At 70.6% G+C, this 23,863-nt stretch carries 22 protein-coding genes and 1 pseudogene; 11 read left to right on the forward strand and 12 right to left on the reverse strand.

Annotation, left to right across the window (positions count from 1 at the left end):
- Positions 1-37: 37 nt before the first annotated feature.
- A complete protein-coding gene (gene cydB, locus ACZ6WH_RS21055) occupies positions 38-1,039 on the reverse strand; it encodes a cytochrome d ubiquinol oxidase subunit II (protein WP_469729889.1) in 1,002 nt (333 codons plus the stop codon).
- Between the two features lie 9 nt (positions 1,040-1,048).
- Complete coding sequence (locus ACZ6WH_RS21060) at positions 1,049-2,557, reverse strand: cytochrome ubiquinol oxidase subunit I (RefSeq protein ID WP_469729890.1); 1,509 nt, start codon at positions 2,555-2,557, stop codon at positions 1,049-1,051.
- Between the two features lie 300 nt (positions 2,558-2,857).
- On the opposite strand from ACZ6WH_RS21060, the gene ACZ6WH_RS21065 reads away from it, so the two are divergent.
- The gene (locus ACZ6WH_RS21065; protein ID WP_469729891.1) at positions 2,858-3,226 is read left to right on the forward strand and encodes a cyclophilin-like fold protein; all 369 of its coding nucleotides are present in this window, start codon (positions 2,858-2,860) and stop codon (positions 3,224-3,226) included.
- Positions 3,227-3,309: 83 nt separating this feature from the next.
- Here the strand turns inward: ACZ6WH_RS21065 and hisC are convergent, their stop codons facing one another.
- Complete coding sequence (gene hisC, locus ACZ6WH_RS21070; RefSeq protein ID WP_469729892.1) at positions 3,310-4,389, reverse strand: histidinol-phosphate transaminase; 1,080 nt, start codon at positions 4,387-4,389, stop codon at positions 3,310-3,312.
- 414 nt (positions 4,390-4,803) lie between these two features.
- Here hisC and ACZ6WH_RS21075 point away from each other — a divergent pair, with 414 nt between their 5' ends.
- From ACZ6WH_RS21075 to ACZ6WH_RS21085, 3 genes are all read left to right on the forward strand, one after another.
- Positions 4,804-5,904, forward strand: a complete 1,101-nt coding sequence (locus ACZ6WH_RS21075) for a LacI family DNA-binding transcriptional regulator (RefSeq protein WP_399716818.1) — start codon at positions 4,804-4,806, stop codon at positions 5,902-5,904.
- Between the two features lie 249 nt (positions 5,905-6,153).
- Positions 6,154-7,434 (forward strand): metallophosphoesterase, encoded by a 1,281-nt coding sequence (locus ACZ6WH_RS21080; protein ID WP_469729893.1) that lies wholly within the window; start codon positions 6,154-6,156, stop codon positions 7,432-7,434.
- Between the two features lie 243 nt (positions 7,435-7,677).
- Positions 7,678-8,772, forward strand: a complete 1,095-nt coding sequence (locus ACZ6WH_RS21085) for a hypothetical protein (protein WP_469729894.1) — start codon at positions 7,678-7,680, stop codon at positions 8,770-8,772.
- Positions 8,773-8,901: 129 nt separating this feature from the next.
- On the opposite strand, the gene thiC is transcribed toward ACZ6WH_RS21085, so the two are convergent.
- Positions 8,902-10,707 (reverse strand): phosphomethylpyrimidine synthase ThiC, encoded by a 1,806-nt coding sequence (gene thiC, locus ACZ6WH_RS21090; protein WP_469729895.1) that lies wholly within the window; start codon positions 10,705-10,707, stop codon positions 8,902-8,904.
- 220 nt (positions 10,708-10,927) lie between these two features.
- Here thiC and ACZ6WH_RS21095 point away from each other — a divergent pair, with 220 nt between their 5' ends.
- Positions 10,928-12,325: a YibE/F family protein gene (locus tag ACZ6WH_RS21095; RefSeq protein ID WP_469729896.1), complete on the forward strand. Its 1,398-nt coding sequence runs from the start codon at positions 10,928-10,930 to the stop codon at positions 12,323-12,325.
- A gap of 17 nt (positions 12,326-12,342) precedes the next feature.
- Here the strand turns inward: ACZ6WH_RS21095 and ACZ6WH_RS21100 are convergent, their stop codons facing one another.
- The 4 genes from ACZ6WH_RS21100 to ACZ6WH_RS21115 form a co-directional block, all read right to left on the reverse strand.
- Entirely contained in the window at positions 12,343-12,768 is a 426-nt protein-coding gene (locus ACZ6WH_RS21100; protein WP_469729897.1) for an SsgA family sporulation/cell division regulator, read from the reverse strand.
- A gap of 105 nt (positions 12,769-12,873) precedes the next feature.
- On the reverse strand, positions 12,874-13,644 hold the full coding sequence (locus tag ACZ6WH_RS21105; RefSeq protein WP_469730015.1) for an IclR family transcriptional regulator: 771 nt from the start codon (positions 13,642-13,644) through the stop codon (positions 12,874-12,876).
- A gap of 366 nt (positions 13,645-14,010) precedes the next feature.
- Positions 14,011-14,232 (reverse strand): DUF5326 family protein, encoded by a 222-nt coding sequence (locus ACZ6WH_RS21110; RefSeq protein ID WP_432856945.1) that lies wholly within the window; start codon positions 14,230-14,232, stop codon positions 14,011-14,013.
- A gap of 190 nt (positions 14,233-14,422) precedes the next feature.
- The gene (locus ACZ6WH_RS21115) at positions 14,423-14,740 is read right to left on the reverse strand and encodes a cupin domain-containing protein (RefSeq protein ID WP_361553237.1); all 318 of its coding nucleotides are present in this window, start codon (positions 14,738-14,740) and stop codon (positions 14,423-14,425) included.
- A gap of 48 nt (positions 14,741-14,788) precedes the next feature.
- Between ACZ6WH_RS21115 and ACZ6WH_RS21120 the strand changes: the two genes are divergently transcribed.
- The 5 genes and pseudogenes from ACZ6WH_RS21120 to ACZ6WH_RS21140 all read left to right on the forward strand — a co-directional run bounded on the left by ACZ6WH_RS21120 (position 14,789) and on the right by ACZ6WH_RS21140 (position 18,518).
- On the forward strand, positions 14,789-15,166 hold the full coding sequence (locus tag ACZ6WH_RS21120) for a phage holin family protein (RefSeq protein WP_469729898.1): 378 nt from the start codon (positions 14,789-14,791) through the stop codon (positions 15,164-15,166).
- A 38-nt stretch (positions 15,167-15,204) separates the two neighbouring features.
- Positions 15,205-15,627: pseudogene (locus ACZ6WH_RS21125) on the forward strand (arsenate reductase/protein-tyrosine-phosphatase family protein); the annotation flags it as partial.
- Complete coding sequence (locus ACZ6WH_RS21130) at positions 15,624-16,751, forward strand: cystathionine gamma-lyase (RefSeq protein ID WP_469729899.1); 1,128 nt, start codon at positions 15,624-15,626, stop codon at positions 16,749-16,751. The pseudogene ACZ6WH_RS21125 and the gene ACZ6WH_RS21130, both read left to right, overlap by 4 nt.
- Before the next feature lie 261 nt (positions 16,752-17,012).
- Positions 17,013-17,909 carry a LysR family transcriptional regulator gene (locus ACZ6WH_RS21135; protein WP_469729900.1) on the forward strand — a complete coding sequence of 299 codons (897 nt, stop codon included), beginning with the start codon at positions 17,013-17,015 and terminating at the stop codon, positions 17,907-17,909.
- A 129-nt stretch (positions 17,910-18,038) separates the two neighbouring features.
- Entirely contained in the window at positions 18,039-18,518 is a 480-nt protein-coding gene (locus tag ACZ6WH_RS21140) for an NUDIX domain-containing protein (protein ID WP_030615351.1), read from the forward strand.
- A 145-nt stretch (positions 18,519-18,663) separates the two neighbouring features.
- Here the strand turns inward: ACZ6WH_RS21140 and ACZ6WH_RS21145 are convergent, their stop codons facing one another.
- The 3 genes from ACZ6WH_RS21145 to ACZ6WH_RS21155 form a co-directional block, all read right to left on the reverse strand.
- On the reverse strand, positions 18,664-19,413 hold the full coding sequence (locus ACZ6WH_RS21145; protein WP_469730016.1) for a pyridoxamine 5'-phosphate oxidase family protein: 750 nt from the start codon (positions 19,411-19,413) through the stop codon (positions 18,664-18,666).
- Positions 19,414-19,938: 525 nt separating this feature from the next.
- Positions 19,939-21,435, reverse strand: a complete 1,497-nt coding sequence (locus tag ACZ6WH_RS21150) for a globin domain-containing protein (protein ID WP_469729901.1) — start codon at positions 21,433-21,435, stop codon at positions 19,939-19,941.
- A gap of 390 nt (positions 21,436-21,825) precedes the next feature.
- A complete protein-coding gene (locus ACZ6WH_RS21155) occupies positions 21,826-22,461 on the reverse strand; it encodes an HAD family hydrolase (RefSeq protein ID WP_432856928.1) in 636 nt (211 codons plus the stop codon).
- A 229-nt stretch (positions 22,462-22,690) separates the two neighbouring features.
- On the opposite strand from ACZ6WH_RS21155, the gene ACZ6WH_RS21160 reads away from it, so the two are divergent.
- Entirely contained in the window at positions 22,691-23,293 is a 603-nt protein-coding gene (locus ACZ6WH_RS21160) for a DUF2269 domain-containing protein (protein WP_469729902.1), read from the forward strand.
- A gap of 51 nt (positions 23,294-23,344) precedes the next feature.
- On the opposite strand, the gene ACZ6WH_RS21165 is transcribed toward ACZ6WH_RS21160, so the two are convergent.
- The gene (locus ACZ6WH_RS21165) at positions 23,345-23,782 is read right to left on the reverse strand and encodes a GlcG/HbpS family heme-binding protein (protein WP_469729903.1); all 438 of its coding nucleotides are present in this window, start codon (positions 23,780-23,782) and stop codon (positions 23,345-23,347) included.
- Positions 23,783-23,863: the final 81 nt, after the last annotated feature.

Raw genomic sequence — 23,863 nt, forward strand, 5'->3', positions numbered from 1 at the left:
GTGAAACATCCGTCCTGGCGTACGTAACGGAAGGGGATCAGTGCGCGTCGGCGATGTGCTGGGTGCCGATGCGCTTGCGGAACACCCAGTACGTCCAGCCCTGGTAGAGCATCACGAGCGGGGCCGCGATGGCTGCGCACCAGGTGATGATCTTCAGGGTGTACGGGCTGGATGCGGCGTTGCTGACCGTGAGGTTCCAGCTCTCGTTCAGCGAGGACGGCATGACGTTCGGGAAGAGCGTCAGGAACAGCATCGCGACCAGGGCCGCGATGGTGACGCCGGAGAAGGCGAAGGACCAGCCTTCGCGTCCGAACATGTTCGCCACCAGCGCGGCGAGCAGCGCGACCGCTGCCACGACCAGGGCGACCAGGCTCTTGCCGTCGCCCTGGTCGATCTGTGTCCAGACCATGAAGACGAGCGCCAGCCCCATGGCGATCATGCCGAGGAACGAGCCCGTGACGCGTGCCCGCTCCCGGATGGGACCCATCGTCTTCAGCGAGGCGAAGACCGCGCCGTGGAAGGTGAACAGCGCCAGCATGGCCAGGCCGCCGAGGATCGCGTACGGGTTCAGCAGGTCGAGCAGGGTCCCGGCGTAGTTCTTGTCGGCGTCGATCTTCACACCGCCCACGATGTTGCCGAAGATCACGCCCCACAGCACCGGCGGGAGCAGCGAGGTCCAGAAGATCGCGTTCTCCCAGTTGTTCTGCCAGCGCTCCTCGTCCCGCTTGTGGCGGTACTCGAAGGCCACGCCGCGCACGATGAGGCAGAGCAGGATCAGTAGCATCGGCAGGTAGAAGCCCGAGAAGAGCGTGGCGTACCACTCGGGGAAGGCCGCGAAGGTCGCGCCCGCCGCGGAGATCAGCCAGACCTCGTTGCCGTCCCAGACCGGGCCGATGGTGTTGATCAGGACTCGCCGCTCGCGCCGGTCACGGGCGAGCAGCTTGGTGAGCACGCCGATCCCGAAGTCGAATCCTTCGAGGAAGAAGTACCCGGTCCACAGGAAGGCGATGAGGACGAACCAGACGTCGTGAAGGTGCACAGCTGCCTCCTAGTACGAGAAGGCCATCGGCCGGTCGGCGTCGCTGTCGTTTCCGCCGATCTTCGTGGGCGGGTTGAGGTCGGACTCCGACAGCTCCTGCGGTCCGGCCTTGACGTACTTGACGAGCAGCTTGACCTCGACCACGGCGAGGATCGCGTAGAGCGTGGTGAAGACGGCCATCGAGGTGATCACCTCGCCCTGGGAGACGCCGGGGGAGACCGCGTCGGAGGTGCGCATGACGCCGTAGACGACCCAGGGCTGACGGCCCATCTCGGTGAAGATCCAGCCCCAGGAGCTGGCGATCAGCGGGAAGCCGATGGTGACCACGGCGAGCCGCCAGGCCCACTTGGCCAGCCCGTCCCCGAGCGCCCTGTCCTTGGTCAGCGCGAGATGCGGTACTTCGTCGTCGCCCGTCCGCAGCCGTTGCGAGAGCCAGAACTTCTTGCGGGTGAGCCAGAGGCCGGCCACGCCGAGGGCGAAGGAGGACATGCCGAAGCCGATCATCCAGCGGAAGCCCCAGTAGGCGACCGGGATGTTGGGCCGGTAGTCGCCCGGCCCGTACTTCTCCTGCTCGGCCTTGTTCACGTCGTTGATGCCGGGCACGTACGAGGAGAAGTCGTCGTGGGCGAGGAACGAGAGCAGGCCGGGGATCTCCACCTCGACGGTGTTGTGCCCCTTTGCCACGTCCCCGTAGGCGAAGACCGAGAAGGGTGCGGGCGCCTGCCCGTCCCACAGCGCCTCGGCCGAGGCCATCTTCATCGGCTGCTGCTGGAACATGACCTTGCCCAGCAGGTCGCCGCTGACGGCGGTCAGCAGACCGGAGACGACCAGCGTCACCAGACCGAGCCGCAGCGACGTCCGCATGACCTTGATGTGCTTCTTGCGCATCAGGTGGAAAGCGGCGATGCCGACGATGAAGGCGCCGCCCGCGAGGAAGGCGGCCGTGAGCGTGTGGAAGACGACGACCAGGGTGGTGTCCTGCGTCAGCACCTTCCAGAAGTCGGTCAGCTCCGCGCGCCCGGTGGCCTTGTTGAGCTTGTAGCCGGTGGGGTGCTGCATCCAGGAGTTGGCCGCGAGGATGAAGTACGCCGACAGGATCGTGCCGATCGAGACCATCCACATGCAGAAGCAGTGGATCTTCTTGGGCAGCTTGTCCCAGCCGAAGATCCAGAGGCCGATGAAGGTGGACTCGAAGAAGAACGCGATGAGGGCTTCGAACGCGAGCGGGGCGCCGAAGACATCACCGACGAAGCGCGAGTAGTCGGACCAGTTCATGCCGAACTGGAACTCCTGGACGATGCCGGTGACGACACCCATCGCGATGTTGATCAGAAAGAGCTTGCCCCAGAACTTGGTCGCCTTGAGGTAGCGCTCCTTGCCCGTGCGGACCCACGCCGTCTCCAGTCCTGCCACCAGGGCGGCGAGAGAGATCGTCAAGGGCACGAAGAGGAAGTGATAGACGGTCGTGATGCCGAATTGCCATCGCGCCAGAGTCTCTGGCGCCAACGCCAGTTCCACGTCGATGTCTCCTTACGGTCGCCGTTCTCGCCACACCCCTGCCCCTTTTGTCCTACATAAAGAGGGACATAAGGGGAGGTGCTTGTGAACGCGTTCACATTCACAAGCAATTATCTCCCATGACTTTCGGACAGCTCCCGTGGGGGGTACGTGACTGCGGTCACGTGGTATTCCGTGGCCGGGGAATCCCTGATACGGCCTGACCGTAGCGGCCCGGAGATGCCGTTAGTGAACGTGTACGCGCCGAAATCCGTCGGCCCCCCTTCCGCTCTTCTTCAACATATTGTTGAATTCAGCGCCATGCAGATACGCATCTCATGGCCCGCTGGGCACCTGACCGCCACCCTGGCGGACACCCCGACCGCCGCCGCCCTGGAAGACGCGCTCCCGATCGCCTCCACCGCCCACACCTGGGGCGAGGAGGTCTACTTCACGACCCCCGTCTCACCCGCCCGGGAGGCCGACGCGCAGCAGGTCGTCGACCCCGGCACGGTGGCGTTCTGGACCGACGGCGACGCCCTCGCCCTGCCGTACGGGCCGACGCCCATCTCCCGCGGGGACGAGCGCCGCCTGGCCTCCCCCTGCAACCTGCTCGGCAGCGTCGACGGCGACCCGCGCCGGCTCGCCACGGTCCGCGACGGTGACCCGATCCGGGTCGAGCGCGTCTGAGCCACGGCCCCCTGGCCCGGAAAAGACGGGTGGCCGCGGCCCCTGAGGACCGCGGCCACCCGCCGCGCGCATGCTTCCGCGGCTCACAGCTCCTTGCGGAAGGCCTCCGCCGCCTGCAGGAAGATGTCGTTGCCCGCGGTCTCGCCGATCGAGACCCGCACGCCCTCGCCCGCGAACGGCCGGATCACGGCGCCCGCCTGCTCGCAGGCGCGCGCGAAGTCCACCGTGCGCTCCCCCAGCCGCAGCCACACGAAGTTCGCCTGCGACTCGGGCACGGTCCAACCCTGCTCGGCCAGCGCCCCGGCCACCCGGGTCCGCTCGGCCACCAGCGCCTCCACCCGCTCCAGCAGCGCCTCCTCGCTCCGCAGCGAGGCCACCGCCGCCTCCTGCGCGAGCTGGCTCACGCCGAACGGCACCGCCGTCTTGCGCAGCGCCGCCGCGACCGGCTCGTGCGCGATCGCGAAGCCGACCCGCAGCCCGGCGAGCCCGTACGCCTTGGAGAACGTCCGCAGCACGCAGACGTTCGGGCGGTCGCGGTAGAGGTCGATACCGTCCGGCACGTCGGCGTCGCGGATGAACTCGCGGTACGCCTCGTCCAGCACGATCAGCACGTCCGAGGGCACGGCGTCGAGGAAGCGCTCCAGCTCAGCGCGGCGCACCACGGTGCCGGTGGGGTTGTTCGGGTTGCACACGAAGATCAGCCGGGTCCGCTCGGTGACCGCGGCGAGCATCGCGTCGAGGTCGTGTACCTCGTTCTCGTCCAGCGGGACCTGCACGGACGTGGCGCCCGAGACCTGGGTGATGATCGGGTACGCCTCGAAGGAGCGCCAGGCGTAGATCACCTCGTCGCCCGGCCCGGCCGTCGACTGGATCAGCTGCTGGGCCACGCCCACCGAGCCGGTGCCGGTCGCCAGGTGCTCGGCGGGCACGCCGAACCGCTCCGCCAGCTCCGCCATCAGGCCGGTGCAGGCCATGTCCGGGTACCGGTTGAAGGCCCCGGCCGCGGCCACCGCGCTCTCCAGGACGCCCGGCAGCGGCGGATAGGGGTTCTCGTTGGAGGACAGCTTGTACGCCACCGGGCCGTCCGCCGCGGCCGGCTTCCCGGGCTTGTAGGTGGGAACGCCGTCCAGCGCCGCACGCAGCTTCGGGGTCTTCTCGCTCACCGCAGGTCCTCCTCGACCGTCCCGCTCGTCACCAATACTGCACACCTTATGAGGATTGAGCCGCGCGGCGTAGGGGCTTCCACGTCCGGCCTTCTCATGGGCATGCGCACGTCATATACCGGCGACATGCCCAGCTCAGGGCGTAAGGCCTTTGCGGAGCGCCTCCCGCTCTGTCACGCGCCGGTGGCTCACGCCGTGGCGCGCATCACCCGTGAAGGTGACTTGAGACCTCTTCGATACCTGGCGCAATGTGCAGGTCAACGGTATCGATCAGGGAGCAGAATCATGCTCTGACCTTCAACGTCCTTCCATTCAAAGGAGATTGACGGGCTTTCGGCATGCAGAAACGTGCCTTTCGACAGCGCATAAGGAAGCCCCGCGATGGCCCCCTCCGAGCCCTACTATCGGCTCGCCATGACAGCAGCAGGGAAGCACCAGGTGAGCCGGTCGACCGGACGCCGGTTGGGGCGGGCAGGCATCCGGGACGTGGCCGCCGCAGCCGGTGTCTCCATCACGACTGTCTCCGACGCGCTCAACGGCAAGGGCCGGCTTCCGGACGCCACCCGTCGCCACGTCCGCGAGGTGGCCGACCGGTTGGGCTACCGCCCCTCCGCAGCCGCCCGCACGCTCCGTACAGGCAAGTCAGGGCTGATCGGCCTGACCGTCACGACGTACGGGGATGAACCTTTCACCTTCACCGAGTTCGCGTACTTCGCCGAGATGGCGCGCGCCGCCACCTCCGCCGCACTGGCCCGTGGCTATGCCCTGGTCATCCTGCCCGCGACCTCCCGTCACGACGTCTGGTCCAACGTCGCCCTGGACGGCACGGTCGTCATCGACCCCGCCGACGGCGACCCGGTCGTCACCGAGCTCGTCCGGCACGGCATCCCCGTCGTCTCCGACGGCCGTCCCGGCGGCACCCTCCCCGTCACCGGCTGGGTCGACAACGACCACGAAGCAGCCGTCCTCGGCCTCCTCGACCATCTCGCCGACGCCGGCGCCCGCCGCATCGGCCTCCTCACGGGCACCACCACCGACACCTACACCCGCCTGTCCACCACCGCCTACCTCCAGTGGTGCGAGCGGGTCGGCCAGGACCCGGTCTACGAGTCCTATCCCGCGCACGACCCGTGTGCGGGCGCCGTCGCCGCCGACCGCCTGCTGGCCCGCCCGGACCGCCCGGACGCGGTCTACGGACTCTTCGACCCGAACGGCACCGACCTCCTCGCCGCCGCACGCCGCTACGGTCTCCGGGTCCCTGACGACCTCCTGCTCGTGTGCTGCAGCGAATCCACCGTCTACGCCAGCACCGAGCCGCCCATCACGACCCTCTCCCTGAAACCCCGGCGCATCGGTACCGCCGTCGTCCAGCTCCTCATCGACGCCATCGAAGGGCTCGACAGCGGGCGCCCCGTCGAGCAGGTGATACCGACCGACCTGATCGTGCGCACCTCGTCCCAACGGAGGTCCCCACGTACGACGGTCAGCCCACCGCGCGGCCCGTCCGGCGACTGAGCATTCCGCCGGACGGCCACGGCCGCGAGGGGAAAAACAGGGCGAAGCCGGGAGAAAACAGCAGCGAACGCCGGGCTCAGAACGATTGACCACCCCCTGGTGCGTCACAAGCCGCGAGCGGCGTTCCTATGATGGGCGCACGACACCACGGACCGCCGTCGACCAGGCAAGGTCCGCGAGGTGCACGGCGGCGCGACGGTGGAGGGGTCGATGACTCAGGGGGCCGGTCTGGGACCCATGGTGCGGACCATGGCGGCACAACCTCCTGCGCCCGTTCCTCCTGGAACACCCGGGGCCGCACCGAGCGGCCCCGCGCAGGAGGCGTACGCCCCCCAGGACGCGTACGCCCCGCAGGACGGGTACGCGCCGCCGGAGCAGTACGTCCCGCACGACGGGTACGTGCCGCACCCCCGCCAGGCCCCGCGGGACGGATACGTCCCGCCGCAGCAAGCGCCGGCTCCCCAGGACGGGCAGGCGGCATCCCAGGAGCGCCTCGACCCCGAGGTCCGCGTGCGCACCAGGGCGCGGCCGTACGCCCGCCTCACCTACGGCACCGGCGCGCAGGCCCCGCCGCCGGACCAGCTGCCCGCCGACTACACCCCCACCGAGCGGGACCTCCCCGTGGTCGGCCCGGACGGCACCCCCGTCACGTACACCGACACCTTGGTCGATCACCCCGCCCTCCACCTCCAGCAGGTCGGCGAGGGCGAGGCGGGCGGCCCGCTGTACGTCGTCGGCGACGTGCACGGCTACTACGACGAGCTGCGTGCGGCGCTGTTCGCCGAGGGCCTGATCGACGCCGAGGGCCACTGGGCGGCCGGCAACGCCCGGCTGTGGTTCCTCGGCGACTTCACCGACCGCGGCCCGGACGGCATCGGCGTCATCGACCTGGTCATGCAGCTGTCCGCCGAGGCCGCGGCGGCCGGTGGCTACTGCAAGGCCCTCATGGGCAACCACGAGCTGCTGCTGCTCGGCGCCAAGCGGTTCGGCGACACCCCCGTGCAGTCCGGCGCCGGCACCGCCTCCTTCCAGGCCGCCTGGCTGCTCAACGGCGGCCAGAAGACCGACATGGACCGCCTCCAGGACCACCACCTGCAGTGGATGGCCCGGCTGGACGCCATGACGCAGGAGGACGGACACCTCCTGGTGCACTCCGACACCACCGCGTACCTCGACTACGGCGACTCCATCGAGGCGGTCAACGACGCCGTCCACGACGTCCTCACCCGCAGCGACGCCAACGAGGTCTGGGACCTCTTCCGCAAGCTGACCAAGCGGTTCGCGTTCCGCGACGAGTCCGGCCCGCAGGCCGTGCTCGAACTGATCGGCACGTACGGCGGCGAGCGCATCGTCCACGGGCACAGCCCCATCCCGTACCTCCTCGGCGAGGTCGGCACCGAGGACGGCGAGAGCGAGGGCGTCGCCGTCGAGGAGCCGCACGTGTACGCCGACGGGCTCGCGGTCGCCATGGACGGCGGCGTCACGATGGCCGGAAAGCTGCTGGTCGTTCAGCTCCCCCTGACTGCCTGACCCGTATCGGGGCATGGGTACCGCAGGCCGGTAACCGGCCGGGTGGGGGCTGAGCGTGGCCACAGTAGACGGGCCGGGGGACGGCCGGGGAAGGCTTGTCACGGGCGGAGCGAATTTCCGAAATCCTCTGTCACGCCGGACAGGGCGCGCTCTACCATCGGTCTATCCGTAGCAGGCTCTCCTCCGTTTCCCGCCAACTGCCCGGTTCATACCGGCCCGTACGGCCCTACGGAGCATCGGGGGATGCACATGAACAGCGCTCCGCACCTGCTGAACGAGGACCGCGAGGAATTCCGGCGGGCCCTCGACGAGGCTCTGCGCGCCGCGGCCGACCGCCCGGATCTCGCCGCGACAGGCATGCGCCTCAACACTGAGCAGCTGCGCACCATGGCGCTCAGCGCCACGACCGCCATCGCCGCGTGCGCGACGGCCGAGTACCAGCATTACGTCTCGCTGCGCGCGGAGTTGCGCTCGCCCGCGTCCGCGCGCCCGGCCGCGGCCGGTACCGAACCGGGCGAGGGCAGTGGGAACGGCGCGGGCGGCGGCGTCAACCTCGCCGCGATGGGCGAGGTCGCCGAGGCCACGGGCGCCGGGCTGGCCGCGATGGTCACGGTCCTCGCGCCCGTCCTGGCGGGCATCGCCGCGGTCCTCTTCCTCCTCATCGGCTACGCCCTGCACACCGTCAGCCCCGACGAGGCCCTGGCGCAGCCGCTGATCAGCGTCGGCTGGGCCTTCGCCGGTCTGACCGCGGCGACGATCCTCATCGCGATGGGGGGCCTGCTCGTCACCGCGGTCCGGAACGGCTCCACGTCCCTGCGCGCCTCCCGCCCGAGCGAGCTCGCCCAGGAGGTCGACCGCGCCCGGGAGAAGTGGCGCGAGGCCCTCCTCGAACGCGGCCTGCGCCCGTTCCTGCTGGAGGCCCTGACGGCACCGGAACCGCCCCCGGGCCCGCACCCCCATTCCGCTGCGGAGAAGCCCGCGAGCCCACCGCGGCCGGGCACTCCGGCCGCCTCGGCCGGCGCTGCCGACCGTGCGCCCGGTACGCCCCCGACGGCCGGTCCCGGCGGCCCGGTCGCTCCCGGCACACCGGCCGCCGAGCCCACCGACGGCGACACCGACAGAAATCCGCCCGCGCCCTCGTCCTCCGCGGCTCCCGAAGCCGCCGGCCGCTTCGTCGTCCACCGCGCCCCGGACGCCGGCCGCATGCCGCCCCTCGGCTACACCCACCCGCGCTTCTCCGGCCCGGAGGACGACCACCGCGCCGCCGTCCGCCCCCGCTTCACCAGCCCCGACTTCACCAGCCCGGACTACGGCGGCCCGGACCACCAACCGGAGTGACCAGCGGCGGGCGGGGACGGCACGGGTGCCGCCGCGCCACCCGACGGCTGTGGCAGGACAGCGCCGAGGGGCCCCGGCTCGTGCCGGGGCCCCTCGGCGGACGGGCGGTGCGCGGTGGCCGCGCTCAGGTCACTCCGCGATCGGCAAATACACCCTGTTTCCCGCTGCCGCGAACTCCTTGGACTTCTCGGCCATGCCCGCTTCCGGGTCGATCGCCAGGTCGCCGCCGTGTTCGCGGCGGATGTCCTGGGAGATCTTCATCGAGCAGAACTTCGGGCCGCACATGGAGCAGAAGTGCGCGGTCTTGGCCGGCTCGGCGGGGAGCGTCTCGTCGTGGAACGCGCGGGCGGTGTCCGGATCGAGGGCCAGGTTGAACTGGTCCTCCCAGCGGAACTCGAAGCGCGCGTCGGAGAGGGCGTCGTCCCACTCCTGGGCGCCCGGGTGGCCCTTCGCCAGGTCGGCCGCGTGTGCCGCGATCTTGTACGTGATGACACCGGTCTTCACGTCGTCCCGGTCGGGCAGGCCCAGGTGCTCCTTGGGCGTGACGTAGCAGAGCATCGCCGTGCCCCACCAAGCGATCATCGCGGCGCCGATACCGGAGGTGATGTGGTCGTACGCGGGCGCGATGTCGGTGGTCAGCGGGCCGAGCGTGTAGAACGGCGCCTCCTCGCAGATCTCCTGCTGGAGGTCGATGTTCTCCTTGATCTTGTGCATCGGGACGTGTCCCGGGCCCTCGATCATGGTCTGTACGCCATGTGCCTTGGCGATCGTGTTCAGCTCGCCGAGCGTCTTCAGCTCGGCGAACTGCGCCTCGTCGTTGGCGTCCGCGATGGAACCGGGGCGCAGCCCGTCTCCGAGGGAGAACGTCACGTCGTACGACGCGAGGATGTCGCAGAGCTCTTCGAAGTTCTCGTAGAGGAACGACTCCTTGTGGTGCGCCAGGCACCAGGCCGCCATGATCGAACCGCCGCGGGAGACGATGCCGGTCTTGCGGCGGGCGGTGAGCGGTACGTACCGCAGCAGCACGCCGGCATGGACCGTCATGTAGTCGACGCCCTGTTCGGCCTGCTCGATGACGGTGTCCTTGTAGATCTCCCAGGTCAGGTGCTCGGCCTTGCCGTCGACCTTCTCCAGGGCCTGGTAGAGGGGGACGGTGCCGATCGGGACGGGGGAGTTGCGCAGCACCCACTCGCGGGTGGTGTGGATGTTGCGCCCGGTGGAGAGGTCCATGACCGTGTCGGCGCCCCAGCGGGTCGCCCAGGTCATCTTCTCCACCTCCTCCTCGATGGAGGAGGTCACCGCGGAGTTGCCGATGTTGGCGTTGACCTTCACCAGGAAGTTCTTGCCGATGATCATCGGCTCGATCTCCGGGTGGTTGACGTTGGCCGGCAACACCGCGCGGCCCGCCGCGATTTCGTCCCGCACGAACTCGGGCGTGCAGTTCTCGCGGACCGCGACGTACTCCATCTCCGCGGTGATCTCGCCGCGCTGCGCGTAGGCAAGCTGCGAGACGGCGCCGTCCCGGGCCCGGCGTGGCTGCCGGGGCCGGCCGGGGAAGACCGCTTCGAGGTTCTTCAGGCCGCCGCGCGGCGAGGTGTGCTTGAGGCCGTCGTCCTCCGGACGCATCGGCCGGCCCGCGTACTCCTCGGTGTCGCCGCGGGCGATGATCCAATTCTCCCGCAGCGGCGCGAGGCCGCGGCGGACGTCGGTTTCGATCTGAGGGTCGGTGTAAGGCCCTGACGTGTCGTAAAGCGTCACGTGCTCGCCATTGGTGAGGTGCACCCTCCGGACCGGCACCCGCAGGTCGGGGCGCGAACCGGAGATGTAGCCCTTGTGCCAGCCGATCTGCTGCGTCTCGGCAGCGTCGGTCGCCTCGCCCGCGGACTCGGCCCGCTCGTTGGGCTCGGAGGGCATGCGTGCATCCTGCAGAGTCATGAAGACCCACTCCCTACGCCGGCATTACCCGGTAACAGGTTCGGCGGTCGACGCAGCGGTTTCCGTCTGCTGAGGTTTCACGTGAAACCTCGCTGGGACGGAGATCAGCGCCCTCTCAGCCCGGTGCTCCGAGCTCCCGCGATTGCAAAGGTGCCACCACGGTAGCGGCCGATGCCGCGTGGTGAACAGGGGGCCCGGTGAGTTGTTGGATGATCGGGCGGTGACCTCCAACGAGCCCGAGCACCAGCCGCACGGCCATTCCCCTGCGTCCGGCACCCCGCAAGGACACGGCCACAGCCATGGACACAGCCATGGCCCCACGGCCCCCGTTTCCCGGCATCTGCGCAAGGTCATCGCCGCGGTACTGATCCCGTTCGCCCTGGCAGTGGGCGTGGGGCTGATCGCCCTGTGGCCCGGCGGCGCGCCCTCGCACAAGCCGTCCGGGGTGGGTTTCGACCAGGAAACCCAGACCGCGCGTGTCGTCCGCCTGACGAAGGTGGACTGCGCGGACGTCAATGCCCAGCAGCAGCAACAGATGCAACAGCAACAGCAGCCGTCCGGCTCGTCCGGCGGTGGGCAGCAGCAGGCGCAGAGCTGCGAGCAGGCGACCATCGAGGTCACCAGCGGCAAGGACACCGGGCACCGCTTCAAGACCGTGGTGACTCCGGACGCCTCCCGCCGCTACACCGAGGGCCAGGGCGTCGTGGTGGCGTACGCGCCCAAGGCGCCGCGGAACCTGCAGTACTCCGTCACCGACGTGGACCGCTCGTTCCCGATGTGGGTGCTGGCAGCGGTGTTCGCCCTGGCGGTGGTCGTCGTCGGCCGGCTGCGCGGGATCCTGGCGCTGGTCGCGCTGGCGGCGAGCTTCGCGGTGCTCACGATGTTCATCCTGCCCGCCATCCTGCAAGGGTCGAATCCCTTGCTCGTGGCGGTGATCGGAGGCAGCGCGATCATGCTCATCGCGCTGTATCTGTGCCACGGGCTGACCGCCCGGACATCGGTCGCGGTGCTCGGCACGCTCGCGTCGCTGCTGCTCATCGGCCTGCTGGGATCGGTGTTCACCGGCTGGGCGCAGCTGACGGGCAACACCGACGACCAGACGGGTCTCGTGCACAGCCTCTTCCCGGGCATCGAGATCCGCGGTCTGCTGCTGGCCGGGATCATCATCGGGTCACTGGGCGTGCTGGACGATGTGACGGTCACCCAGACCGCGGCCGTGTGGGAACTGCGGGACGCCGACCCGACGGCGAGCCGGCGGCGGATCTACGGCGCGGCGATGCGCATCGGCCGGGACCACATCGCGTCGGTGGTGAACACGCTGGTGCTGGCGTACGCGGGCGCGGCCCTGCCGCTGCTGCTGCTCTTCTCGATCGCGCGGAGCAGTGTCGGTACGGTCGCCACCAGCGAGGTGGTGGCCGAGGAGATCGTCCGCACGCTGGTGGGCAGCATCGGGCTCGTCGCGTCCGTACCGCTGACGACGCTGCTGGCGGTGCTGGTGGTCTCGGCGGACCGCGCCGGTGCGGTCGGGCGGCGGACGGAGCCCGCCCGGGCAGCCGGTCCGGGGCCCGGGCAGCCGGGCAGCAGGCGCGGTGGCCGGGGCCGCCGCCGCAAGCGCTGACCGGGCCGGACCGGCGGTCAGCCCGCTTGTTGGGCGTTCGCGAGGATCCGGTCCAGCTCCGCGTCGAGCGTGCCGCAGACCTGCTCCTGGCCGAGCGGCACCAGCCGGTCCGTACGGTCCAGGAAGGCGACGATCGGTGCCGCGCCGACGCGGAAGAGCGCCTGCTCGGCGCCCACCTGAAGGCTGACGAAGACGTCACTGAGGTGCGCGCCGGAGACCGGCGCCACGTGGATGTCTCCCTCGCCGGCCGGCCGGCTCAGGCCGTCCAGGAGGAGTTCCCGGCTGAACGCCCAGGTGACCGGGGAGTCGCCGGGGAGGTCGAACGTGAAGCGCACGGCGTAGGGGTCGGCGCTGTCGAAATCCAGCTCCACCGGGATCCGGAAGGCGAGCTCCTCGGAGACGATGAAGCTCATCATCACTTCTGCCTGAACTGTCTGGCTCATCAACCACTGCCCCGCACTACTTGATCGAAGTGGCCGGTAATGATCCGCCGACCGCTATTGACGCCATCGTCGACCAGTTGCCGACAGATCACAAGGAGTAATTTTTCAGATACTGATAGAGAAGGCCAGCGTCATAAGGGTCGACTCTGCCATCCTCTGTACCTTTTCGGTTACGGACGGCAGTCGATCGCCCTCACCTGCGGGGAGGGAAATCGCCACCGTGGCCGCCGCCGAACCGACGTGAATGGGAATTGCCGCACAGACGGTGCCCACGGCATATTCCTCTCGCTCGACGGCGAGTTGGGACTTACGCACCGTATCCAAACGGTGCAGCAGATGATCTTCGCTGCGCACGGAATGCGGCGTGAGCGACTGGACTTGATAGCGCGCCAAGTGGTCTTTCCGCGCCTCCTCGTCGAGTTGGGCGAGCAGGCACTGGCCTATCGCGTGCGCGTGAGCGGTCGTACGGAAGTCCGCCCACTCGTCCACCGGCGGCCGGTCGGGATCGTCGCTCACCGCCACGACCTCCACCTCGCCCGCGCGGTACACCGCGAAGTAGACCGCGGCCCCCACTTCCCGGCCCATGTCCGAGAGCGCGTCGGAGATCCGGGTGTGCCGCCGGCGGCGGGCCCCGGCCCTGCTGATCAGCTCGGCCGCCTCCCCGAGGACGAACACCCCGTTCTCCCGCTGGAGATAGCCCTCGTGGGTCAGCGTGCGCAGCAGGTGGTACGTGGTCGGCAGGGGATAACCGGTCTCTCGGGCCAGCTGCTTGGCCGGCGCGCCGCGTGGATGCGCGGCCACCGCCTCCAGCAGCCGGAGCGCCCGCTGCACGGAGCCGATCAGGGTCGGGGGAGTCGTGGATGCGTCGTTCGCGATCACCAAGACCAACCCCCAGGACAGGTCGCCGGAGCCGGGACCCCGGGCCCGGGCCCCGCGCCCGTGCCGCGTGCGCTCCCCGGAAGCCCGTACGTTCCGCCCGGCAACAGCCGGACATTCCGTAACGCCGGCATCCGGAAGATGCCCCGCGTCCGCACTCTAACGCGAGCCCGCGGGCGGCAGGTCGATTAGCTTGCGAATTACCTCAGGCGGCGCATTTCTTGACCGATCCGGAAGCCCGCCCGGCGCGAGCGCCCCGGACATCTGTTCGCAGGGACAAAGAAAAGGCGTCCCGTTCCCCCGGAGAGGGAACGGGACGCCCGGCGTTTCGGCGCGGCGGCACTCATCGCCCGCCGCGTACGGAACTCACCACTCGCCGCGCGACGAGGAGGACGAACCGGTGAATCGGCGCACCAGGTAGACGACTCCGGCGATCAGCACCACGGCCAGCAGGATCTTGAAGAGCAGACCGATGAGGAAACCCACCACGCTGCCGATCAGCCCGCCGAAGACGACCACCAGGATGACGGGCACCGCGACCCACTTCACCCACCACGGAAGTCCCGCGAATATCTCCTTCACGGCCATTGCTCTGCCCCGCTTTCTTCGTCGTCGCCCGGTCCGCCCGGCACCTGTCCGATCTCTCCCCTGCACCCTCGATGCTAGGGCGGCCGTCGGACACATGGGGGCTCGCAGTCCCCGGCCGTCCCCTGAACCTTCCCCTACGGGATACGGAGGGCGCGCCTCGGCTCACAGGGGGAGGCGGGCCCCCGCGGCCTCAGCCCTCCGGCGGCGAGAAGATCACCATGACCCGCAGGTCCTCGGTGATGTGGTGGAACTTGTGCGGCACCCCCGCCGGTACGTACACCACGCTGCCCCGCGCGACCTGCGTCGTCTCCACCCCCACCGTGATCGACGCGCGCCCGCTCACCACGAGGTAGACCTCGTCCTGGGCGTGCGGCGACTGCGGATCACTGCTGCCGGCGTCCAGCGCGTAGAGCCCGGCCGACATATTGCGTTCCCGCAGGAACTGCAGGTAGGCGCCGTCGTTCGCGGCCCGTTCCGCCTCCAGCTCCTCCAGCCTGAACGCCTTCATCACCCGCGCACCCCTCACTCATTCCGTCGTGTCTGCGACGATCCCACCATGAGAAATTTTCTGGTCAAGACGATCGCCAACGCCGCGGCACTCGCGGTGGCCATCTGGCTGCTCAGCGACATCACGCTGACCGGGTCCAGCACCGGCACCAAGGTGTGGACGCTGATCCTGGTGGCGCTGATCTTCGGCGTGGTCAACGTCATCGTGAAGCCCGTGGTGAAGCTGCTCTCGTTCCCGCTCTTCATCCTCACACTGGGCCTGATCACGCTCGTGATCAACGCTTTGATGCTGTTGCTGACGTCCTGGCTCGCCAGGAAGCTCGACCTCGCCTTCCACGTCGAGGGCTTCTGGACCGCGGTCCTGGGCGGCTTCATCGTCTCGATCGTTTCCTGGGCGCTGCACGTGATCCTGCCCGACGAGGACTGACCGGGGCCGCGCGCCCGCCCCGCAGGCAGCGCCCTTCCAGCGCCGGCACCGGCGGCCGGCACGAAGGCGACGACGCCGATCCGCGCACCCTGGCCGTCCTGCGGGAGGCCGGGTACGCGGCGGACCACAGCGCCCGGCAGTTCCGTCCGGAGTGGTTCGAGCGGCTGGACCTGATCATCGCGCTGGACTCCGGGCACCTCGCCGACCTGCGCGGCATGGCTCCCACGGAGACGGAAGCGGCCAAGGTCCGGCTGCTGCGCGCCTGTACCGCCCCGGATTCCGCGGCGTACGCCACGTCCGTCCTGGATCCGGACGTTCCCGACCCGTACTACGGCGGCATGTCAAGCTTCGAGGACTGTCTGGCCATGGTGGAGGCCGCGAGCGAGGATCTGCTCACGGTGGTCCGCGCGGAACTGGCCGGGCGGGACACGCACGACGAGAAGGCGGAGACGAGCGCATGACAGGCGACAGCACCCGGGCCGTACGGGCCGGCCTCCCCGAGGCCGAGGCGTACCGGCCGACCCTCCCCGGACCGGTCTTCGCGGCCCACTACCACCTGCCGGGCGACGCGACCGGGCCGTACACCTACGGCCGCGAGTCCAACCCGACCTGGAACCTCCTCGAAGAGGCCATCACCGAGCTGGAGTCGCCCGGAGAGCCGGCCCACACCGCGGTCTTCGCGTCCGGGATGGCCGCGATCTCCGCCGTTCTCTTCTCCCAGGTCCGCACCGGCGACGTCGTCGTGCTGCCGAACGACTGCTACCAGCTCATGCCCGCCGTGCGGGAGCGCCTTGAGAGCTACGGCGTGGTGGTACGTACGGCCCCCACCGCCGGTGACGCGCAGCTCGACGTCCTGGAGGGCGCCAAGCTGCTGTGGATCGAGACGCCGTCCAACCCCGGCCTGGACGTCTGCGACATCCGCCGGCTCGCCGAGGCGGCGCACGACCGGGGCATTCTCGTCGCCGTCGACAACACCCTCGCCACGCCGCTCGGCCAGCGGCCGCTCGACCTCGGCGCCGACTTCTCCGTCGCGAGCGGTACGAAGGCGCTGACCGGCCACGGCGATGTCCTGCTGGGCTACGTCACCACGCGCGACCAGGCCCTCGCCGACGCCGTACGGCAGTGGCGGAAGACCGTCGGCGCGATCCCCGGGCCGATGGAGGCCTGGCTCGCGCACCGGTCACTGGCCACGCTCGCGCTGCGCGTGGAGCGGCAGGCGGCCGGCGCGCTCGCGCTCGCCGAGGCGCTGGGTGAGCGCCCCGAGGTCACCGGGCTGCGCCACCCCGGCCTGCCCACCGACCCCTCGCACAAGGGCGCCGTGGCCCAGATGCGGCCCGGGCGCTTCGGTTGCGTCGTCTCCTTCGTGCTGCCGGACAAGGCACACGCGGAACGCTTTCTGGCCGAACTGACCCTGGTGGACGACGCGACGAGCTTCGGCGGCGTACGGTCCACGGCGGAACGCCGCGGGCGCTGGGGCGGCGACGCCGTACCGGACGGCTTCATCCGCTTCTCCGTCGGCGTCGAGGACCCCGACGACCTGGTCGCCGACGTGCTCCGGGCGCTGGACCGGGCGTCCCGGGGCTGATTGACCCCGGCGGCACACGGGTACTCGGCCCGGGCCCGGCGGCATGCCGGGCAGCCACGCCGGGCGGATCCCGCCGTACGCACAGCAGACGGTCCGAGCCTCCCCCCTCTTGGCTCGGACCGCCGTCGGTTCAACGTGCAACGAACCGCACAATCAAGGCTAGTTGACTCAGCGTCAGTGTCCAATCACGCTAGCGACACAGCCCTATCGACAAATTTATAGTTGGCCCTCGAGCAGGCCTCCCAGGCGAAGGGGGAATGGATGGATCTGGCGCTGTTGCGCACCTTTGTCACCGTGCACCGGGCCGGCTCCTTCACTCGCGCCGCCGCCCTCCTCGGCCTCTCCCAGCCCGCGGTGACCAGCCAGATACGGTCCTTGGAGCGCCAGCTCGGCCGCCCGCTCTTCCTGCGCAGGCCGCGCGGGGTCACCCCCACCACCGTCGGCGACGAACTCGCCCACAAGGTCGCCCCGCATCTCGACGCGCTCACCGAGATCACCGAGGCCGGCCTCGACGAGGAATCCGTCACCCGCACACTCCACCTGGCCGGGCCCCCGGAATTCGCCGCCGAACGTGCCCTCCCGGCCCTGGCTCCCCTCATCGACCGCGGGCTCGCCGTACGCACCTCCTTCGGCTCGGCCGAGGAACTGCTCAACGGGCTCGCCGCCGGCCACCACGACCTCGCCGTGACCACCACCCGGCCACGCGGTGGCCTGCTCACCGCGACACCGCTGTGCGACGAGGAACACGTCCTGGTCGGCGCGCCCCGCTGGGCGGCCCGGCTCGGCGACCCAACCGTCCTCCAGGACCGCGGCCCCAAGGCGCTCGACCCCGTCCCCGTGGTCGAGGTCCACGAGACCCTGCCCCTCGTCACCCGCTACTGGTCCGCCGTCTTCGACGCCCGGCCGACCACCCCCGCCGCCGTCATAGCCGGCGACCTGCGCGCGGTCCTGGCCTGTGCGGCGGCCGGCGCCGGGATCGCCGTCGTACCCCGCTACCTCGCCGCGCCGGCGCTGGAACGCGGCGAGGTCGTCTCCCTGCTGGACCCGCCGGTACCGCCCTTACGCACGTACTTCCTCGTCGTCCGCACCGGAACTCTCGCCCTGCCGCACATCGCCCGGGCCCATGAATGGCTGCTGCGGGCCGCAGCGGCGTGGTGAACGGGCGGAGGAGCGCATTCCGACAGCGACCGGCGCGGCTTCTGCGCTGCTCCGGCGCGAGCGGTCCGGAAGTCACGCGTCCCGCAAGTCGCGGGTTTCACCAGCCGTCGAAAGCGGCATCTGTCCCCTATGACCGTACGGCCAGTCGTCAAACGCACCGCCCGCGCGATCCTGCTCGACGGTGACGACCTCATTCTGATCAAGCGCACCAAGCCGGGACGGGCCCCGTACTGGATCACGCCGGGCGGCGGTGTGGAGCCCGAGGACGCCACCGTCATCGACGCCCTCCACCGGGAGGTGGACGAAGAGCTGGGCGCCAAGGTCAAGGACGTGGTCCCGGTGTTCGTCGACACGGTCGAGCACGTCACGGACGGTGGCGTGGACGGCGTGAAGGTGCAGCACTTCTTCGTCTGCCGGCTCGACTCCATGGACCTGAGCCGGCGGCACGGCCCCGAGGTGGAGGAGCCGTGCGGCGAGTACGAGATCGTGCGGGTGCCGTTCACCCGCGTCGGGATCGCGTCCGTCGAGGTAGTACCGCTCTCGCTGCGCCACTACCTCGACGGCAACATCGAAGGCGTCCGGGCGCTGCACGCACCCGACCTGGGCTGAGGTCCACATGTTTCACGTGAAACATGCGTTATCCGCGATACATGCAGAACCCGTGAAACCTCCGCGTTCTCTGTGATCGCACGCTTTCGCCGTTTCACGTGTTTCACGTGAAACATCGGGTTGCCGGTCCGGCCGAGGGGCCGAATCAGCCGAACCAGCCGCGGAACTCCTGCGAGTCGGCCGCTGCCCGCTGCTGCACGAGCGCGAGGACCCGTTCGGCCTCCTCCTGGAAGGATGAGCGGGAGGCAGCACGGGCAGGCTCGGGCTGGGGTGCGGGAGTCGACGGCGACTGCGGAGCAGGCGGGTTCTCGCGCCGCCGGAACGGCGCCCGGTCCGCCGCCTCGGCCGCCGAGCCGAAGAAGTCGCCGCCCTTGCGCTTGACGTCGTCCGTCCCCCAGTCACGCTCGCCGCGCTCCTGCCGGGGCACCTTCTGCAGGTGCGGAATGTGCTTGGCGCAGTGGATGTACGCCTCCTCCACCTCGACCGCCACCCACAGCTGGGCGCGCCGCCCGGGCACCGGGTCGACCGGCAGGTCGGGGTGGCGCACCCGCATCTCCTCGTCCGGGACGACCCACGCCCGTCCGTTGACGTGCAGGCCGATCCGGTCCCGCAGGAAATCGACGAAGAGGATGCCCAGCCGCGGGTTCTCGGAGATGTTGCCGAGGGAGGCCATGACGCCGTTGCCGCGGTACTCGGGGTAGATCAGCGTGCGCTCGTCCAGCACCCGGACGAAGCCGGGCGGTCCGGCCCGGAAGGTCGAGTCGCACTCGCCGTGCCGGTCGGCGGTGGCCAGGAAGAACATCTCCTGGCGGCCGACGAACTCCTGCATGCGGGCGTTGAGGTGATCCAGCACCTGGTCGCGGTAGAAGCGGTCGGCGCGGCCGGTCGTCCCCATCTCCCGCTGCACGACGTGCTCGCCGTCGCTGCCGGGCCGCTCGTCGTGCGCGTACCGGGCCGGGTCGGCCGGGTCCTCACCCTGGCGAGCGCCTGACGAACCGCCGGGCGAGGCATTCCGGTGACCGGCGGGGCGATGACCGGCGGGGTGGTGACCGGTGGGATGTTGCCCTGCGGGGTGGTGACCTGCGGGCAGGCCCTCCTCCAGATACCGGCCGACCGGATCGTCCAGGTACCGGCCGGCGGGCGGCTCCTCCGGGTACCGGCGAACGGAGTCGCCCGAATCTCGGAGAAGGAGCTCGTCCGGGTACCGGGGATTGGGCTCGGCCGGGTATTGGGGAAGCTGCTCGTCCGGGTACCCGCCGGTGGGCCCGCTCGGGTACGCGCCGGCATGGCCACCCGGGTGGTGGCCTGCATGGCCTCCCGGGCGCTCGTCCGGCTGCCGGTCCGGGTGGCCGGCAGCGGGATCCCAGCCGCCGTACTCCGCCGGGTACCCCCAGCGGCTGCTGTCTTCGGTGCTCAAGAACTACTCCCCCGCCGCGACGAGCTCTTCCAGGGCGTCGTGCCGGATGCGGTCCGACGGGACGCCGACGCCGACCAGCGCGTCCACACCGTTGCGGATCATGCCGGGCGGCCCCGACAGGTACGCGTCGTACTCACCCCACGGCCCGTACTCCCTTACCGCGTCCGGAAGTTGACCGCTGATGCTGCGCAGCGTGCCGCCCGTCGGCCCGCTGGAGATCACCGGGCGTACGGACAGCCATGGGTGGGCGTGCTCCAGCCGCAGCATGGTGTCGATGTCGTAGAGGTCGTGGTCGCTGCGCGCGCCGTAGAAGACCTCCATCGGACGCCGGCGGCCGTGCTCGGCGACATCCTCGACCAGCGCCTTGATGGGGGCGATGCCCGTGCCGCCACCCAGGCACAGCAGCCCGTTGTCGGTGGTGTGGTCGACGGTCATCGAACCGCCTGGAGGACCGAGCCGGATGACGTCGCCGGGCCGCGCCCGGTGCACCAGCGCGCCGGAGACCCAGCCCGCCGGTACCGCCTTGACGTGGAAGGAGAGCAGCCCGTCCGAGCGCGGCGCCGCCGCGAAGGAGTAGTGCCGCCACACCCGTGGCCACCACGGCGTCTCCACGCTGGTGTACTGACCGGCGAGGAACGGGTACGGCTGGTCGGGACGCACGGTCACGACCGCGATGTCGGAGGTGCGCAGCTCGTGCGCGACCACCTCGGCGTCCCACCAGGCGGGCGCGGTGGCCTCGTCCTCGGCGGCGGCATCGATCATGGTCTGCGAGATCTTGGTGTACGCGCGGATCCAGGCTGCCTCGGCCTGGTCGTCCCAGCTGAACGTCGCGTGCCGGGCGAGGGCGCCGAGCAGGCACTCGCCGACCGCCGGATAGTGCTCGGGCTGCGTGCCGTACTTGCGGTGGCCACGGCCGAGGTGCGCCAGGAACTCGGTGAGCGAAGCGTCGTCGTCGACCCGCTGGGCAGCGGTCAGCAGCGCCTTGAAGAGCCGGTCGCGCTGCTCGTCCATGGAGACCGGGAAGAGCTGCCGCAGCTCGGGGTACCGGACGAAGAGCAGTGCGTAGAAGTACGAGGTGACCTGGTCCGCCACCGGTTCGATCTCCGCCATCGTGCGCCGGATGAGCAGCGCGTCGGCGGACGCCTCGGGCGCGGCGGGATGCGGCGTGCGGAGCGACGCCTCCAGGGCGGACTCGGGCGCGGGGCCGGCCGCCGACGGGACCGCGCGGCGGGGCGGCAGGGTGGCCGTTCCGTGAGCGCCGCCCGTGTGAGCGGGCGCGCGACCGTCGGCCGGAGCCGGCGCCGGCTCCGGATCATGCCCCTCCGGGGACTCCGCGGGCCTCTGCGGTGATTCCGCGGGCCTCTCCGGTGATTCCGCGGGCCTCTCCGGTGATTCCTGGGGCATCTCCGGTGACTTGGCGGGAGAGGGGGTGAACCAACTCCATGCGCCACTGTCGCCGTCGGCGCCGTTACCGGCCGACGCGGTGGTCGGAGCGTCCATGGTCTGCCTCGCCTCGAACGGTCGGGGAACGTCTTCGCATTCTTGATCGGAAACCGCTAGCCGGGCAATACCCAAGAAAGCGGGGCACCTCCGACTGATGTGACATCCAACGCAGTTCCCGTCTCCGCACGCCTTCGCAGCCTGTCAGCCCGCACCCGCACGCCGGAGCGGGCAGCCCGAAGTCCGGGTGGCCGCAAGGCCGTTGCCGCTAGGCTGGCGGGCTCCGGACGTCCGTCGGGCCTCCCACGACGCGTCCGTCCACTGAATCCGGATTCGACCATACCGGCAGCGGTCGAATCCACAAGCCCCGTTTCCCCGCACCCCACCGACGCCCCGGTGAAGCGCTGGTGAGCGTACGGTGAAGCGGCCGATGGCGCGGCCCTCCATGCCCTATGCGGCGCTCCCGAGCGTCAGCGCGTACGCCTCCCGGAGGTCCCGGCCGCCGTACGCGAAGGTCGCGAGCTCGCTGACGTGGTGGTCGGCGTTCACCGCCACGGACGCCGGAACGGCCGCGAACAGTTCCGTGTCGGACCGGGAATCCCCGTACGCCACGCAGTCGGCCCGGCTCAGCCCGAACGACGCGCAGAGCTCGTCGGCGATCCGTACCTTCGCCCCGGCGGAGAGGATGCCCGCCGGATCCACCCGCTCCCGGAACGGCACCGCCGGCCACCGCGAGCCGTGCGCGGCGTCCGCGCCCCAGTCCAGCAGCCGTTCCACGAAGAACGACGGCGACAAAGAGATCACCGCGCAGCGCTCGCCGCGCGCGCGGATGTCCGCCCACACCTCACGGATACCGGCCAGCCAGGGCGCCGCCTCGAACGCGGCCGCGACATCGGCGTGTGTGAGCTCGGTCCACAGGTCACAGGCCAGCTGGGCGAAGCGCGGCGGCGTCAGCTCGCCGGCCGCGAACGCGCGCTCCAGCTCGCCGGTCTCCCGCTCCAGCCCGAGCTGCCGGGCGATCTCCACGGCGGCGGCCGATCGGTAGAGCAGCGTCCCGTCCAGGTCAAAAAGGTGCAGCTTGGCCATGGGGGCGAGGGTAGGCCGTGGCCTGCATTCGCAGCCGGGGCGGGTCGGTCGGGTCGGGGCGGTGAGGTCGGTGGGGTCGGTCGGGTCGGTCGGGTCGGTCGGGTCGGTCGGGTCGGTCGGGTCGGTCGGGTCGGTCGGGTCGGTCGGGTACCGCGTACTCGTCCGCGCGTACGGAGGGATACTCCCGCCGTCAGACGCGCTGCCGGCCGGCGGGCGGGACGGTGGGGGCATGCAGCAGCTCAGCCGACCCGCACGGCGGGCCACTCTCGTCGTCCACGTCGTCGTCTCCGTCGCGTGGCTCGGGCTCACGCTCGGCCTCCTGGCGCTCGGCATCGCGGCGGCGGCCGCGGGGGACGGTGCGTCCGGCAGTACGGGTACGACCAGTGGTGCGGGTGCGTCCAGCGCTGCCGTGGGCCTCGCCGGAGCCGCCTACCGCTCGATGAAGGTCTTCGTCGACTGGCTGATCGTCCCGCTCGCGCTGCTCACCCTCGTGACCGGCCTCGTCCTGTCGCTCGGTACGCCGTGGGGGCTGGCCCGGCACCGGTGGGTGGTCACCAAGTTCTGGCTGACCCTGGGCGCGGTCGCCGCGACCGTGTTCGCGCTGCGTACGCAGGTCAACAGTGCGGCGGCCGCGGTGACGGCGGGCCGCCCGGTGCCGCCGGAGGTCGACCTCGTCGCGGCGCCGGCCGTCGCGCTGACGCTGTACGTCTTCCTGACCGCCGTCTCAGTGCTGAAGCCCTGGGGGCCGACAGCACGCGGCCGCCGCCTGCGCGGAGAGCGCGGGCGGCGGCCGGAGAGGGCTGGCCGGGCGGGCCGGGCGGCCGTGGGGTGATCACCGCAAGGCAGTGATCACCGCAGGGAGGTGATCGCCACAGGGGAGTGATCACTCCAGGCCGGCGGCCTCACGGGCGGCGGTCGCGATCCGGTGGTCCTGCTCGGGCGCGCCGCCGCCGAAGCCGATCGCACCGATCAGCCGGCCGTCGCGGTGCAGCGGTACGCCGCCCGCGATGAACAGCAGCGGCCGGTCGAGCGCGGTCGGCAGCGAGTGGAAGAGGCCGTCGGGGCGTACCAGGTCGACCAGGTCCGCGGTCGGCGCGTCCAGCTGCAGCGCGGTGTACGCCTTGCGGGTGCTGGTCTCGCCGGAGATCAGGACGGCGTCGTCGTCCCGCCGGAAGGCGAGCAGATGGCCGCCCGCGTCCAGGACGGTGACGCTGCCGCGTACGCCTTCACCGTCGGCGGCCCGCCGCGCGGCCTCGACGAGGGCGTCCGCGTCACCGGTGGTCAGCGGGCGAACGGCGGTGATGGTCTCGGGGGTGCTCACGGGGTGGTGCTCCCTTGGGGGTGTGGGGTGTGGAGTCGTGGGGTGTGGAGTCGTGCCGTGTGGGGTTGTGCGGTGTGGGGT

It is taken from the genome of Streptomyces sp. NPDC050806 (genome assembly GCF_055586425.1).

Coding starts and splice junctions, on each gene's coding strand:
- ACZ6WH_RS21065 (WP_469729891.1), top strand. CDS start 2,858: ATGCAGATACGCATCTCATGGCCCGCTGGGCACCTGACCGCCACCCTG.
- ACZ6WH_RS21075 (WP_399716818.1), top strand. CDS start 4,804: ATGACAGCAGCAGGGAAGCACCAGGTGAGCCGGTCGACCGGACGCCGG.
- ACZ6WH_RS21080 (WP_469729893.1), top strand. CDS start 6,154: ATGGCGGCACAACCTCCTGCGCCCGTTCCTCCTGGAACACCCGGGGCC.
- ACZ6WH_RS21085 (WP_469729894.1), top strand. CDS start 7,678: ATGCACATGAACAGCGCTCCGCACCTGCTGAACGAGGACCGCGAGGAA.
- thiC (WP_469729895.1), bottom strand. CDS start 10,707: ATGACTCTGCAGGATGCACGCATGCCCTCCGAGCCCAACGAGCGGGCC.
- ACZ6WH_RS21100 (WP_469729897.1), bottom strand. CDS start 12,768: ATGAGCCAGACAGTTCAGGCAGAAGTGATGATGAGCTTCATCGTCTCC.
- ACZ6WH_RS21110 (WP_432856945.1), bottom strand. CDS start 14,232: ATGGCCGTGAAGGAGATATTCGCGGGACTTCCGTGGTGGGTGAAGTGG.
- ACZ6WH_RS21115 (WP_361553237.1), bottom strand. CDS start 14,740: ATGAAGGCGTTCAGGCTGGAGGAGCTGGAGGCGGAACGGGCCGCGAAC.
- ACZ6WH_RS21120 (WP_469729898.1), top strand. CDS start 14,789: ATGAGAAATTTTCTGGTCAAGACGATCGCCAACGCCGCGGCACTCGCG.
- ACZ6WH_RS21130 (WP_469729899.1), top strand. CDS start 15,624: ATGACAGGCGACAGCACCCGGGCCGTACGGGCCGGCCTCCCCGAGGCC.
- ACZ6WH_RS21135 (WP_469729900.1), top strand. CDS start 17,013: ATGGATCTGGCGCTGTTGCGCACCTTTGTCACCGTGCACCGGGCCGGC.
- ACZ6WH_RS21140 (WP_030615351.1), top strand. CDS start 18,039: ATGACCGTACGGCCAGTCGTCAAACGCACCGCCCGCGCGATCCTGCTC.
- ACZ6WH_RS21145 (WP_469730016.1), bottom strand. CDS start 19,413: ATGGGGACGACCGGCCGCGCCGACCGCTTCTACCGCGACCAGGTGCTG.
- ACZ6WH_RS21150 (WP_469729901.1), bottom strand. CDS start 21,435: ATGGACGCTCCGACCACCGCGTCGGCCGGTAACGGCGCCGACGGCGAC.
- ACZ6WH_RS21155 (WP_432856928.1), bottom strand. CDS start 22,461: ATGGCCAAGCTGCACCTTTTTGACCTGGACGGGACGCTGCTCTACCGA.
- ACZ6WH_RS21160 (WP_469729902.1), top strand. CDS start 22,691: ATGCAGCAGCTCAGCCGACCCGCACGGCGGGCCACTCTCGTCGTCCAC.